The organism is Bartonella sp. AP1QHHD (assembly GCF_042196265.1).
Classification (GTDB): Bacteria; Pseudomonadota; Alphaproteobacteria; order Rhizobiales; family Rhizobiaceae; genus Bartonella.
This window is the reverse complement of the sequence record NZ_JBHIPW010000089.1, coordinates 135,086-149,639: the sequence shown is the minus strand read 5'-3', so window position 1 is coordinate 149,639 and position 14,554 is coordinate 135,086. Positions and strand designations below refer to the sequence as shown.

Annotated in this window: 8 protein-coding genes; 1 reads left to right on the top strand and 7 read right to left on the bottom strand. The window is 36.9% G+C overall.

Going from position 1 to position 14,554, the window contains the following annotated elements:
* Position 1: 1 nt before the first annotated feature.
* The 4 genes from addB to ACFIME_RS08075 all read right to left on the bottom strand — a co-directional run bounded on the left by addB (position 2) and on the right by ACFIME_RS08075 (position 8,354).
* A complete protein-coding gene (gene addB, locus ACFIME_RS08090; RefSeq protein ID WP_375684774.1) occupies positions 2 to 3,121 on the bottom strand; it encodes a double-strand break repair protein AddB in 3,120 nt (1,039 codons plus the stop codon).
* A 386-nt stretch (positions 3,122 to 3,507) separates the two neighbouring features.
* Positions 3,508 to 5,082: a peptide chain release factor 3 gene (locus tag ACFIME_RS08085; RefSeq protein ID WP_375661998.1), complete on the bottom strand. Its 1,575-nt coding sequence runs from the start codon at positions 5,080 to 5,082 to the stop codon at positions 3,508 to 3,510.
* Entirely contained in the window at positions 5,082 to 6,743 is a 1,662-nt protein-coding gene (locus ACFIME_RS08080; RefSeq protein WP_375683438.1) for a lysine--tRNA ligase, read from the bottom strand. The genes ACFIME_RS08085 and ACFIME_RS08080 overlap by 1 nt, the downstream gene beginning before the upstream one ends.
* A gap of 375 nt (positions 6,744 to 7,118) precedes the next feature.
* Complete coding sequence (locus ACFIME_RS08075) at positions 7,119 to 8,354, bottom strand: argininosuccinate synthase (RefSeq protein ID WP_375636390.1); 1,236 nt, start codon at positions 8,352 to 8,354, stop codon at positions 7,119 to 7,121.
* Positions 8,355 to 8,523: 169 nt separating this feature from the next.
* On the opposite strand from ACFIME_RS08075, the gene ACFIME_RS08070 reads away from it, so the two are divergent.
* Positions 8,524 to 9,165: a LysE family translocator gene (locus ACFIME_RS08070; protein ID WP_375662000.1), complete on the top strand. Its 642-nt coding sequence runs from the start codon at positions 8,524 to 8,526 to the stop codon at positions 9,163 to 9,165.
* A 507-nt stretch (positions 9,166 to 9,672) separates the two neighbouring features.
* Here the strand turns inward: ACFIME_RS08070 and rlmN are convergent.
* The 3 genes from rlmN to ptsN form a co-directional block, all read right to left on the bottom strand.
* Complete coding sequence (gene rlmN / locus ACFIME_RS08065; protein WP_375684773.1) at positions 9,673 to 10,899, bottom strand: 23S rRNA (adenine(2503)-C(2))-methyltransferase RlmN; 1,227 nt, start codon at positions 10,897 to 10,899, stop codon at positions 9,673 to 9,675.
* A 41-nt stretch (positions 10,900 to 10,940) separates the two neighbouring features.
* Entirely contained in the window at positions 10,941 to 11,444 is a 504-nt protein-coding gene (locus tag ACFIME_RS08060) for an invasion associated locus B family protein (RefSeq protein ID WP_375611465.1), read from the bottom strand.
* A 1,884-nt stretch (positions 11,445 to 13,328) separates the two neighbouring features.
* Positions 13,329 to 13,793: a PTS IIA-like nitrogen regulatory protein PtsN gene (gene ptsN, locus ACFIME_RS08055; protein WP_375606109.1), complete on the bottom strand. Its 465-nt coding sequence runs from the start codon at positions 13,791 to 13,793 to the stop codon at positions 13,329 to 13,331.
* Positions 13,794 to 14,554: the final 761 nt, after the last annotated feature.

The following is a 14,554-nucleotide window of genomic DNA, read 5'->3' as shown; positions in this document are numbered from 1 at the left end:
ATTACTCTTCTTTATGAAAACCACTTGACCATTCCCACAACCGAGCCAAATGGTCGTAGTCACCTTCATATCGTTTTGACATGGGGACAGCATGTGAGAGATAGCCTTGTTGTGGATTTTGATAATAAATTATGAGTGCGATAAGATTTTCCCATGCATTTTCAGCAAGATCAACAGCACTTAGATAAGTTTTTCCGTCTTTTTTCTTTAAAAGAATTGATTGGGATTTAATTTCACCTTTTTTGTTAAGGGGAATGTAAAATAAATTTGAAGGTGTAAAATCTTGAAAATCTGGGAAGCCCCCTTGTATGAGTAAAGCTGTTTCTAAAGCCAATTGCGGAAATAATAATTCACGAACTTGTTTTGATAAAGGAGGCGTTCCGGTTTTGAAATCTAGAATTTCAACCGTTTTATCTGGCAAAACATCAAGACGATCAGCACGTCCTGAAAGGGTTACCCCTGTTGTTCCTATAGGGATTTTTTGTGATACCACTTCCGAATATCGCTCTCGCAGTCCTAAACTTTGTTCCCATTGAATAAAGCGTGGAGCAAGATTTTCAAAACTATTCCACCAAATTACTTCAATATCGGGTGGAAAGTTGAATTTATCAAATTCTTTACGTCCAATAGAAAGCAGTACGTTGAGTGCATTTGCATCATTTGGATTTTTCATTTGTGTACAAAAAGCCGCAAGAATAGCGTGATAAAGTGTTCCACGTTCTGAAGCGCTAGGATCATGAATAAGTTCTTTAAGTGGTTTGAGCCTTAAGATTTTTTTGGCATAAATAGCGTAGGGATCATATCGCAATGTTTCTATTTCAGTGACTGAAAAATGGTGCGGGCGTATATCAAGAGGTGGAGAAGGGCAAGGACGTTCCACCTCAGAAGTTATGCTTGTATGATCAAGCATCTTTGCCCAATGGCGTAGTATTTCACCTCGTTCACGGATTTGTTCCCAAACCTGTTTTCCTACAACTGTTTCCATGCGTTGTAGCCAGCGTGATGGAATGGAAGGCGTATGATTAACGCGCAATGCGCGACTCATCACCACTTTATCCATTCCCATTGCCCATTGAAAATCATGCGCAGAAAGACCAATACGCTGCTCTGGTGGTTCCAGAGTTAACATCATTTTCATCGGTCGCGATAAAAAAGCATCATTTCGGGTTGATATCGGCCATGACCCTTCATTAAGACCGCCGATGACCACTGTATCAACCGTTTGCAAACGCGATTCCAAAGTACCCCAGATGAATAAACGTGGATGTCCTCCAGGCGAAGGTGCGACGGAACGAGTTGCTATTATAGCAGAAAACATAGCAGGCCATTCACAAAGATGAAATGTTAATCCTGATTGATCACTGACCAATTCACGTAAAAACTTTGATAGGGCTTGTCCTGCTTCGTGTTGATAAAGATGTGCAAGAGAATTATCCTCATTGCGACCAAAATTTTCAAAAACTTCAACAGTTGCTATCGCAGCTTCGTTGATGGTGCATTCTTTCTCTTGTTTCATAAGAGATGTTAAAGGTTCAACAGCTGTCCTCAAAAGATGACAAAGGAAACGTGCTTCTTCACATTTCTGCTGATCAAGAGCGTTGATTTCAGAACTATTATGAAAGTATGTTTCAATCCATTTTTCAAGAAATTGATCACACTCGCAAAGATTGATGCGCCCTGTATTCCCTCGAAGAACAAAAAGTTCAAAATTTTCTGCCATTTCCCGTAAACGATGACGATTTTGTTGGAGTGTTGTAAGGGGATGTTTAAGAAGAGAAAGAAAAGCAATGGGATCATCAGGTTGCAATACATTTTCTAAGATAAGTCGTAAGAGAGTTACAGGCAATGTTTGTGCAAGTGGTATTCCGCCTGAATCATTTGCTTCAATTCCAAATCGCTGTAATTCCACGGCAACACGGCGTGCTAAATTACGGTCATTTGTAATAAGAGCCGCAGTTTTTTGAGGTTCTTCAATAGCTTTGCGTAAGGTAACAGCTATAGCGAGAGCTTCTTCACGTTCATTTATAGCTTCAATAAATGACCAATCTGCACAAAGATTTTCATAATCATCACGGACAATTTGTATCCATTTATCTGTCGTAGAAGCTGGTCGGAGTGCTTCTGATAAAAGAGCCATTCTTCTTTTCTTTGTGCTACTCTGTTGGCCAATTTCGCAAACATGATGACGTTGACACTCCATGAGAGAAAGAAGTTTTTTTAAATGATATTGAGGATGGCTAAAAACATTTTCTGCAGGATCAAAAAAATCGCAAGCTGTTTTTTCTTTATTGCTTGTGCTTAATGCATTCCATTGTTCTTCATCCATATGGAGATCAAGACCAGGAAGAACAACAGCCCCTTTGGGCAGAGAAGCTATAACCTTTAAAAGATGAGAAACTGCGGGCATAGAACCCGACACACCAGCAGCAATGATAGGTTTATCAGGATGCGTGCATCGCAAAGTCTCTGCATGCATTGTGAGTGCTTGATTACGCCATTCAGCGGGATTGCTTCGTTGCCTTTCGGTCAAGATTTGTGGCCAATTTTGCGTAACAATAGTCAGAAAGTCGAGCGTTATTTGCCACCATTCAGCGACCATGTCAGGTGCAATATCTTTAAGCTTCGACCAATCTGCTCCTTCTGTTTCAACTTCATCCATCAAATGCGCTAAATCCTGAGCAAGCCAAATTGCATCAGCACTATGAGCCGGAATAAGCACATCTTCTGTACCAAACATGGCACGCAGATGCGCAGGTAAATTTTCACGCCATGGGCGAATAAGGCGCGCTAAAAGCAGTAAGCGTTCACTTTTTCCAATGGGTGGATTCAGAGCGCTGGTATGATTTTCAACAAAAAGGAAACTGTCTTCATCGACATCTCCTAGAGCACGAATGGTTGGTAAGAAAGTTGATTGTGTATCGCTTCTTTCAACAAAAGCTAAACGTAAAGCGCGAGCAGCACGACGTGTCGGAACATAAATAAGGCTATCGGCAAGGGCAGTTTGAATGTCTCCACTTGAAGCGAAATTATCAATAAGGCTACCAGAGAGTAGTGCATCAACAAAGTGAGGCAAAAAAGCAGTTCCCAGAGAAATAGAAAAAACATGCGGTTTATGGGTCATATGATCTCATATTTGGGATAACAAATTTTAGCTTATTGATTATTTGTATTATTTTGACTGTATACAATTTTCATACAAGAAAAAACTGAAAAGCTCTATTTATACAGGAGATTTTTAGCTGACATTCAAAATACTGAAATATATGACCTTGTCTTAAGCTATTGTGAAAAAATATATCAAAATTTTAAAAGACGTTACAATTACAAATATATTATAACTTATTGAATATTAATAAATAAATTTACCGTATTCTTTATACAGTGCAATCTGAAAGTGTTCTTTACATACTCCTTTTGTTTTCAGAAAAAATAACAATATTCAGATCCTCAACTCAATATGAAAAATCATTATCCACCAAATTGTTACATAAAAAATTCTTCTTTACATTAAAAGCTTACTTGATAATCTTTAAAAGTAGAAAATTTTATCTTAGGAGCTCTTTCTGCTTCATAATTTAATGAAAAATGGTTCTCCGCTAAAAAAACTGGATCACCTTCTAAATCATACGCAATAGCAGAGCGGTGATTGCTGAGAAACTTTTGCAACTCATCTTTGCTCTGCGCTGAAATCCAACGGCATAAATTAAAGCGTGCAGACTCAAAATTCACTGGCAAAGAATATTCTATTTTTAATCGCTCTTTTAAAACATCAATTTGCAAAGCACCAATAACACCAATGAGAGAAGGCGACCCATCATCAGGAATAAACAATTGCACAACCCCTTCTTCAGCCATTTGTTGCAAAGCTTCTTTGAGCTTTTTTGCTTTCATTGGATCGCCTAAACAAACACGACGCAAAATCTCTGGTGCAAAATTTGGTACTCCCTTAAAGAGGATATCTTCTCCTTCAGTCAAAGTATCGCCGATACGCAATGTTCCATGATTAGGGATCCCTACGATATCACCAGCATAGGCTTGATCAGCAATTTGGCGCGAACGCGCAAAGAAAAATTGTGGAGCCGAAAGTGTCATCGGTTTTCCTGTTCGGACCAACTTTGTTTTCATACCACGTTCAAGTGTTCCCGAGCATACCCGAAAAAATGCAATACGATCACGATGATTAGGATCCATATTCGCTTGAATTTTAAAAACAAATCCCGTCATTTTAGGTTCAGTTGCTATGATATTGCGCTGATCTGCACTTTGATCACGAGGACTTTGACCAAAATCAATAAGTGCATTGATCAAATCACGAACACCAAAATTTCGTAAAGCTGAACCAAAATAAACCGGAGTCATATGACCTTCACGGAAAGCTTGAAGATCAAAATTCTTGCAAACACTTTGAGCAAGTTCTACCCCTTCAATAAAAGTTGAACGTTGATATTCAGGGAGTAAATGGACAACCTCTCTGGGATTTGAAACTATCTGCTGTATTATCTCATCATCTTTTTGACGAAAACGATTATGATGAAGGTCATAGGTACCAACAAAATCTTTACCGGTACCAATGGGCCATGTTATAGGGGCGGTATCAAGAGCAAGCTTTTCTTCAATTTCATCTAAAAGCTCTATAGGGTCACGTGCCTCACGATCCATTTTATTGATAAAAGTAACAATAGGAATATCCCGCATCCGACATACTTCAAACAATTTTAATGTTCTAGGCTCAATCCCGCGGGCCCCATCCAATACCATGATAGCACTATCAACAGCTGTGAGTGTGCGATAGGTATCGTCTGAAAAATCTTCATGGCCTGGGGTATCTAGGAGATTAAAAATATGATTTTCATATTCAAACGTCATCACCGAAGTCACAACGGAAATACCACGATCACGCTCAATATTCATCCAATCAGAACGGGTTTGAATACGATCTTTTTTGGCTTTTACTTCTCCTGCAAGTTGAATAGCACCACCAAACAATAAAAGCTTTTCTGTTAATGTTGTTTTCCCCGCATCTGGGTGAGCAATAATTGCAAATGTACGGCGTCGCTTTACTTCCTGCACTCTTCGTTCCATTATTCCTCCACAGGACGTGCAAGTGTTTCAGCAATCAGTGCACGCATTTCATTAATCCCATAAAGCGCTATAAATGATCCCCATCGTGGACCTCGCTCTTGTCCAAGAAGGACTTCATACAACATTTGAAAAAAAACATTGGAAACACCAGGCCCACCTTCAGGGCTTTTTTTGCTATGATCTTGATAGCGTTCCGTTAACCGTGCAACATCAAGAAGTGTATTTTGTAATATGTTGCCATCAACAGTTTCAGGTAAATGAGCTAATTTTTCATCAATTTGTGCTAATGTTGCTCGTTCGCTATCATCTGGTATACGAAATTTCTTGTTTGGTTTAACAAAAACATCAAAATATTTAATGGCAAACTTCACCAATTGATCAAGTTCTGGATAAGTTTGTGCATTTGCTTCTTTAGCGTAACGAGAAATAAAACCCCAAAGAACTTCTGCATTCTCCGCATTTGAAGCACTTACCAAATTTAAAAGCATCGCAAAGGATACAGGCAAATCAACCTGCGGTGGACAACCATTATGAATATGCCATACAGGATTACTAAGCCGTTCTTGCCAACTTTGACGACCATAAGCAGAAAGATGAGCATAATATTCATCCACAGCTTTAGGAATAACATCAAAATAAAGCCTTTTTGCTGTTTTAGGTTTTGAAAACATATAAAGCCCTAAACTCTCTGTTGGGGCATATGTAAGCCATTCATCAATGGTTAAGCCATTTCCCTTGGATTTGGAAATTTTCTGCCCTTTCTCATCTAAAAAGAGCTCATAGTTGAATCCTTCTGGGGGGGTTCCACCTAATACTTTACAAATTTTAGAAGAAAGATTTGTGGAATCGATAAGGTCTTTTCCGGCCATTTCATAATCAATGCTAAGTGCTGTCCAACGCATTGCCCAATCTACCTTCCACTGACACTTAACTTTGCCCCCCGTAACCTCTGTTTCTATGGTTTCTCCTGTTTCAGGTTCAATATAAGTGACTGTCCCTTTTTCAACATTACGCGCAATCATCGGTACCTGTAATACTTTTCCAGAAAAGGGAGAAATCGGTAGAAAGAGTGAATAGGTCGCTTGCCGTTCTTCACCTAATGTTGGTAAAATAATTGCCATAACCTTGTCATAACAGGCAAGGATTTTCAAAAGTGTTTCATCAAAACGACCGGAATTGTAATAATCCGTAGCACTTGCAAATTCATAATCAAAACCAAAACGATCAAGGAAAGCCCGTAACCGCGCATTATTTGCCGCTCCAAAAGAAGGATAATCATCTCCAAAAGGGTCGGGTACACGGCTCAACGGTTGACCAAGATAATGTTCCATCCTCTCGCGATCAGGCACATTCTCAGGAACCTTGCGCAAACCATCCATATCATCAGAAAAACAAAGTAATTTTGTTTTTACTTTATTCTCCGTGAGAATATGAAATGCATGACGCACCATGGTTGTACGTGCAACTTCCCCAAAAGTTCCAATATGCGGTAAACCAGAAGGGCCATAACCTGTTTCAAATATCACACTGTCTGGATAACCCGTTTTTTCATACCGTTTGATAATCTTACGTGCTTCTTCAAATGGCCAAGTTCTCGATTGAGAAGCTGCATCTTTTAATTCAGGCGTAAGGTTGAGGGTATCACACTGATCACGCATCATTATTTATCCTAAAAATTACACTCTTTCAAAATAGGGTGTATGGTTCTTGAATTTATTCGTCAATAATAGCAAGCAAAAAGATGAAAATTTCTTTATACTCTTAAGCCACAATACAAAAACCGCCCTCGTTATAAACATATTTTGTTCTGATAAAAATCAAAAACATTCAATATTATAAAGCAAAATTGACTTGTTTTGATTATCGAAGCCTTCATTGCTATTATTATCATGGGTTTTGCTTATTATATTTATTAGCGCAAAAGATAAGCTTCTAGTATTGAACGAAAGAACGGTAAAAACCAACAGAAAAAATGCTCAAACTAGGCATTTCATACAAAAGCACTGCACCTACTTTACACTTGTCACCGTAACTTTCTATTTCTTTTCTTTATCACCTTGATGATGCATTGCTAATGTACGCAAACGTAGAGCATTTAATTTAATAAAACCAGTTGCATCTCTTTGATCATAAACACCTTGATCATCCTCGAAAGTTACTAACTCACTGGAATAAAGTGATTTCTTACTTTGGCGCCCTTCAATAATTACATTCCCCTTATAAAGCTTTAACGTGACTTCACCTTCAACATGTTCTTGAGATAAATCAATAGCTGCCTGCAACATCTTACGTTCCGGCGAAAACCAAAATCCATAATAAATGAGTTCTGCATAACGTGGCATCAACTCATCTTTTAAATGAGCTGCGCCACGATCTAACGTTAAAGATTCTATAGCTCTGTGAGCCGTCAAAAGAATGGTTCCACCTGGTGTTTCATAAATACCCCGCGATTTCATACCCACAAAGCGATTTTCTACCAAATCTAACCGACCAATACCATTATCGCGCCCGTAACGATTTAATTCTGCAAGTAAAGTTGCAGGAGATAAATTTTTTCCATTGATTGAAACAGCATCGCCTTTTTTAAAGCCAAGAGTAATTCTGGTTGCTTGATCTGGAGCATCTTCCGGCGAAAGAGTACGCATATGGACATATTCAGGAGCAGGAAGTGCTGGATCTTCTAAAATCTTTCCTTCTGATGAAGAATGCAATAAATTTGCATCCACTGAAAAAGGCGCTTCACCTTGCTTATCCTTTTCTACAGGAATTTGATGAATACGAGCAAATTCAAAGAGATCTGTCCGACTCTTAAAATCCCAATCACGCCATGGAGCAATAATCTTTATATCAGGATTAAGCGCATAAGCGGAAAGCTCAAAGCGTACCTGATCATTGCCTTTTCCTGTTGCTCCATGAGCAATGGCATCTGCCCCTGTTTCCTCAGCAATTTCAATAAGGCGTTTTGAAATAAGTGGACGTGCAATTGATGTTCCTAAAAGATAAGTCCCCTCATAAACGGTATTGGCTCGAAACATCGGAAACACAAAATCACGCACAAATTCTTCGCGCAAATCTTCAATGTAGATCTCTTTAACACCTAGCATTTCAGCTTTACGACGAGCAAGTTCTAGCTCTTCCCCCTGCCCCAAATCTGCTGTAAAAGTTACAACTTCAACACCTAGCGCACTTTGCAACCATTTAAGAATAATTGACGTATCCAATCCACCTGAATAAGCCAAAACAACTTTTCTAATATTTTGCCACCTTTTCATTTTAACGTTCTATATGAGCTACTTTTTTATTTCTACCCAAAAATCAAAACGATGCAAGAAATATAAAAATAAATTCTTTTTAAGCAACATTAAAAAGACGCAAAAACCGTAAATAAAGGTGCCTCAAAGTATAAATAGTGAACACTGCTTAAAATAAAAGGAGATTTACGTGTCATTTCTACCGGAGTGGTCTATTGTTGTACAATTTGCTTTAGCATCGTTGATTTTAGCACTTATTCCAGGACCAGATATGATGCTTTCTGTAGGACGAACCATTACACAAAGCAAAAAAGCTGGAATTATGTGCACCTTGGGTAGTGCAACAGGGTTTGCCATTCAGGTTACCGCTGTAGCACTTGGCTTATCAGCGCTTATTTTTGCTGCACCACATACTTTTGTTCTTCTGAAAATTGTTGGCGCCTTTTATCTTTTATGGTTTTCCTTTCAAGCGTTACGGAGAAACCCCACTTTTTCCTTTGAACAGACATCTTCTAAATCTCAAAGCGCTAAACGTAACTATCTTGCTGGTATTGGAATTAATCTTCTCAATCCTAAAGTTATACTCTTTAACGCGACATTCTTACCACAATTTATCAATGCGAATGATCCTATGGCAACACAAAAATTGCTCTTTTTAGGACTCTCTTATATCCCTATTTCTTTCCCCATTACAATTGCAATCGTTTTTACAGCGCATAAACTTACCAAAACTCTCAAAAAGAACCCTCTTTATATTCGCTTTCTCGACTGGCTTATTGCTGGTACTTTTACCAGCTTTGCCCTCCATCTCCTTGTGGTTACAAAACATTGATTTATAAGTGTAATGTATCGCTTTTAATTTGAATAAAAAACAAATATTATAAGATTTTTTCATTTCAAATCTGTTTATTTTGAATAAAACAATACCTTTCCTTTGTACACCACAAGAGAAGCTGGAGTTTTCGTATGGATAAAAACTATCTAAGAAAAGAATAAACAAAAGCATGAGCCACTGCACAATCTCCACTTTTTAAAAGATATTACCGTAGATGCTTTTAAAAGACACAAAACCTAATTAATGAGTATGATAATAAGGTAGAAATTAGTTACAATCCTTAAGACTTCATATTCCCTCTAAATTAGGCTTCCTTCTTATTTCAGAGATTATGCAAACAGACTATAGACAATCTCTTACCCCATTTAGCATATAAATGCTGAAACTGTTCGTCTAGCACTTATCCATCTTAATCTCTGTCTCACATATGCCATCGCATGAGGTTTGGATATTAAATTACAAACAAAAAAGTATAGGCCTCGATATCGCTGAAAATTACGTTAACTAATGACCAATGGCATTTTCAAGTCGTAACCGTTCAGATTTACGTAAGCGCTCTGAAGCCGATTTAAGCTGTCCACATGCAGCTAAAATATCGCGTCCACGCGGTATCCGAATAGGAGAAGCATAGCCCGCTTGATTAACGACATCAGCAAAACGCTCGATTTGCTCCCAATCAGAGCACTGATAATTACTCCCTGGCCACGGATTAAAAGGGATTAAATTAATCTTAGCAGGAATCCCTTTCAATAACTGAATCAATCGCTTAGCATCATCTAAACTATCATTGATATCTTTCAGCATAACATATTCAAATGTGATTCGTTTTGCATTGGAAAGACCAGGATAATTACGGCAAGCCTCCATTAGTAAAGCAAGCGGATATTTTTTATTAATGGGAACAAGCATATCCCTTAGTGTATCGTGTACTGCGTGGAGTGAAATTGCTAACATAACACCAATTTCTTCTCCAGTTCGGATAATTCCAGGAACAACTCCACTAGTTGAAAGCGTAATTCGACGTTTTGATAAAGAAAGTCCATCGCCATCAGAGGCAATCAATAAAGCTTTTTTAACAGCTTCAAAATTATAAAGAGGTTCTCCCATTCCCATCATAACAATATTGGTAATTTTTCGTCCTTCAATGGGAACAATTGCTCCATCAGGGGTATTCTTATCAGGAAAATCACCCAAACAATCACGTGCAACCAATAATTGTGCCAAAATTTCTTCTGCGGTCAGATTACGAACAAGCATCTGCGTTCCAGTATGGCAAAAAGAGCAGGTTAACGTACACCCTACTTGCGATGAAAGACATAAAGTACCACGTCCTTCTTCAGGGATATAAACCGTTTCAATTTCAACAGGCCTTCCAGCTCCACGTGCAGGAAAACGTAAGAGCCATTTACGCGTACCATCTTTTGATATTTGTTCTCCAACAATTTCTGGGCGCGCAATGGAGAAATGACACTTAAGTGTTTCTTGCATTGCTTTAGAAATATTCAGCATATCATCAAAATTTGAAACACCACGCACATAAAGCCAATGCCAAAGCTGACGCACACGCATACGCGTTTGATGCTCTGGTACACCAACAGTCTTTAAAGCTTGCATCATTTCATCTTGCGACAAACCAATTAAAGAGAGCTTAGAACTCTCCTTCACGACCACATTATCTGTTTTTCGTGCAAAACATGAACCAACTGGTCTAAGGTCATAGGAAATGGCCATTGCTTTCCAATTCACATCACTATTTTAGAGTTATCGAAACCTTAATGGCACTTTTGAGCTGCATTTAATGCAGCAGTGACCCCTTTTAAGGAATAAGTATAAGTGGTATGCGTTCCTCGTTTTGATATCGCTTGCACTGTCATATTGCTTCCAGCACGCATAGCAGAAACAAGCTGCTTTTCTAGCTCTGATGACGCCAGCCAAGCTGAGGAATCTTTCGTGAAAAAATCAAAGTCCTTACCTCCAATGGTCACTGTCACTCTCGACCCTTCTTGAAGGGTATAACCAGCCATAAACTGCGGTTCAAACGAAATAGGTGAATGAGAACGCTTGGTAACCAAGAAAAAGTTATCACCATGATTAACTGTCGTTGGAAGAGCCTTCAAAGGTACCGATAACACATAGCAAATCGTATTTTTGGGCGATTTATAAGAATAGGCTCCCCACGCTTCAAATTGATTTAAACGGCTTGGCGTTTGTGCATATGCCACTCCCGCTGTAACAAGAACCATTACAGATGCAGCAATAACAGTCTTTTCAAACATCTTCATTTAGCTCACTTCTTTAGTCTCTAACAAGATTTTCTTCATTGGAAAAATTCAACAAAAACTCCTCGATATTCATGTGTTATTGTCCTAATTCCTTCAATAAGCGAAATATTTTCACACTAATCAAAATAGATTTCTACGTTTCATTGTGACCTTTTAATCGTTACCAAAACATAAACTTCTTATTCAATAACCACATTAAAAAATAATATCTTCATTTTACGCTACTTATTTCGTTTTTGTATAAAAAACGATTTCTTTAAGCTATAGAACTTCAAAACGAGATGAAAATATACCATCACTCTGTTAAGAAATAAACCATACTCTTTATATCACAAGCAATCTGATGCAAAATTTTCAAAATACACCCCGGACTCCCCGCAAAAAAGCTTAATCGCCTTACGAATATCACTTCTCGACTTTATGCATTCAATATATTTATGTTCGTAAAATACTCCATCTTTTACTCATTATAGTGCATTCATATTTCGTATTCAATATCGTCCCGATAACACTTTTTCTCAATCTTCAAAAGACCTTGTAAAAATAATAAAATATTATCAAGATATTAATAATAAAACATAAAGAGTTTAGATTCTATCTCAATAATCACATACAACTTTGTTTCTTTTGATCTTATTTCCCTATATATTTCATCTCCAATTATTAATTTCTAAAATGATTTTAGTAGCTTATAATAGCTTAATCGTATTATTTTAATGTATTAGACGATATTTTTCTTTCTGTTATAAAAAACTTCTTAAGAATTCTTTGGGAAAGTCTCCTTATCTTATTTCTAAGTAATTTATAAAAAGAAATATAAAACTTTTTTCTATAGCAGTTCTAACATTACCGTTTTTTAAACAATATTTTAATCAATTAAAGACACTTAAATAAATCTTCCTATGCATAAAACTCTTTCACCCAACCTAAAGGTATAATTTTCATTCTTACCGTACAAAATTGTTCTTTAGCATGAGCTCTATACAACAGAGACATCTAAATCATATCTATAAAATAGTTGATCTCTCCACTTGTGAAGAAGAAAGCTGGCACCATAACACTATTTTCCAGCTCCCAATGTTTTGCTACAACTCTCGATACTTGAGACGATTCATAGGAAGCATTTTTACCCCTTTCTTGTACAGTTTTTATCCACACGCTAATTTCGTTTACAACGTGCAAGGAAATGGTTTTGATTGATTCAACATAAACAAGTTTGGAATAAGAGAATTTTACAATATTCGGATCTCTCATCCAACATGCGAAATAGTGAATTATATTTAAAATCAATATCTTGCTATACTGAAGATACAATATATCTCTTATTTCTTCTTGAGCATTAAAATATTATCCCTAAACACTCAAACTCAACTTACAAAAAAATTCAATGCACAAATAAACTTTTCTGTTGATTTCTTTCCCGCTTTCAAAGGACGAAGATTCTTAATCCAATCTGGACTGAAAAAGTTTGGATTCTTGTCGAGCGGTCTCCTCTTTTCTTCCCACTCATGTGATTCACTTAACTAAAGGCTCTACAAACAAGTCCTGCTTAAAAACATTTACCACGCACTCTAAAAGCACTTAATATATTAAGAAGACTTACAGAATTTATCTCACCATATCTCAAATGATAGTGTTTTTACAGTATAACAGGATAAAAGAATCCACGAACATAATAATTAGATGCTTTAATATACGAGAACAAGAAAGGAAAAGCCCTTCGTTTTTGTTGGTTGCTCTTTAAAAAGAAGGTTCAATTAGAAGTAATTTTCTTAAATCTCATGACATAACCTTTTGTTATTAGTCTTAAGATGCAAATTATATTATTTCCTACGCTCTGTAGTGCATACCTCGCAATTTATACGCTCATAATAACTTTTAAGCTGCATTTGATTCTGAAGTTTGAATCAATAAAGCATAAAGCGCATTGGCATTATGCGTACTGCGCAACTTTTGTACAACATCAGTGTGACGCAAAACACGTGCGATCTGTGATAAAGCTTTTAAATGATCTGCACCAGCATTTTCAGGTGCTAAAAGGAGAAAAACGAGATCTATAGGTTCGTCGTCAAGAGCTTCAAAATCAACAGGACTTTCAAGACGTGCAAATATACCAATGATCCGATTAATATCAGGTAATTTTCCATGAGGAATCGCAATACCTCCACCCAAACCCGTTGAACCAAGCTTCTCGCGTTGTAAAACAACATCAAAAATCACATGCTCACTAAGACCTGTTAGCTTGGAAGCTTTTTCGGCTAAAATTTGCAGAACCTGTTTTTTCGAATTAGCATTAAGAGCCGGAATGATCGCTTCCGGTGCTATTAACTCACTCAAATTCATACTTTAATTTTCCTCTTACACGCTAAAATGCTCATCAATAAACCTATAAACGCTATAGATACTTAATGTTCTTTCACTTTTCGCAACATCGCATGTGTTTTTACTTTTCAATTTATAATGGGTGATGGCTCAATACATCTCATATCACTTCTAAAACAACAATAAATATTATTCGGATCATCATTAACGGCATAAGAAACCAAAGAAATGAAGTTGTTCATAAAGTTAATTTCCTTACGACTCTAGAAAAGGCCATTATTCATAAATTTATTAAACTTGTCATAAGAGTTGATGTATAATCCGCCATCAGAGTTTTTCTTTCTTTAAAAATGAGCCCTTAAATTAAGATGAAAAGCATACTGAGCAAAATGGACCTTTACTTTGAAAATTACTGTATAGCTTGAACATCGACTTATAACAAGAATATAAAGATTTTTAGAAATTTAATGATTATTTTAAAAGATTTATAGATTTAGCCTGATATCTGTAGCCAAGCTCCTATTTTCAAATAGGCCATATAAACCAATAAAATACGACAACTCCTATTGAATAACCGCAATATATAAACCGGTGCTCCCATCAAAATACCTAAAACAGCATCATCGATATATGGTCTGATTCGACAGAGAAAAATATGATAAATATCTCTTACCTTTCAATAACACACGCATTTATTGAGCGCTTCGTTTATCACTCATTATCACGTTAATCTAGTGATATCTTTTCTATGATACAATTATGAGTAAGCTAAACTTATAAAA

Bases quoted from the DNA above. Each gene is read 5' to 3' on its own strand.
- addB (WP_375684774.1), bottom strand. From the start codon at position 3,121: ATGACCCATAAACCGCATGTTTTTTCTATTTCTCTGGGAACTGCTTTT.
- ACFIME_RS08085 (WP_375661998.1), bottom strand. From the start codon at position 5,082: ATGGAACGAAGAGTGCAGGAAGTAAAGCGACGCCGTACATTTGCAATT.
- ACFIME_RS08080 (WP_375683438.1), bottom strand. From the start codon at position 6,743: ATGATGCGTGATCAGTGTGATACCCTCAACCTTACGCCTGAATTAAAA.
- ACFIME_RS08075 (WP_375636390.1), bottom strand. From the start codon at position 8,354: ATGAAAAGGTGGCAAAATATTAGAAAAGTTGTTTTGGCTTATTCAGGT.
- rlmN (WP_375684773.1), bottom strand. From the start codon at position 10,899: ATGGCCATTTCCTATGACCTTAGACCAGTTGGTTCATGTTTTGCACGA.
- ACFIME_RS08060 (WP_375611465.1), bottom strand. From the start codon at position 11,444: ATGTTTGAAAAGACTGTTATTGCTGCATCTGTAATGGTTCTTGTTACA.
- ptsN (WP_375606109.1), bottom strand. From the start codon at position 13,793: ATGAATTTGAGTGAGTTAATAGCACCGGAAGCGATCATTCCGGCTCTT.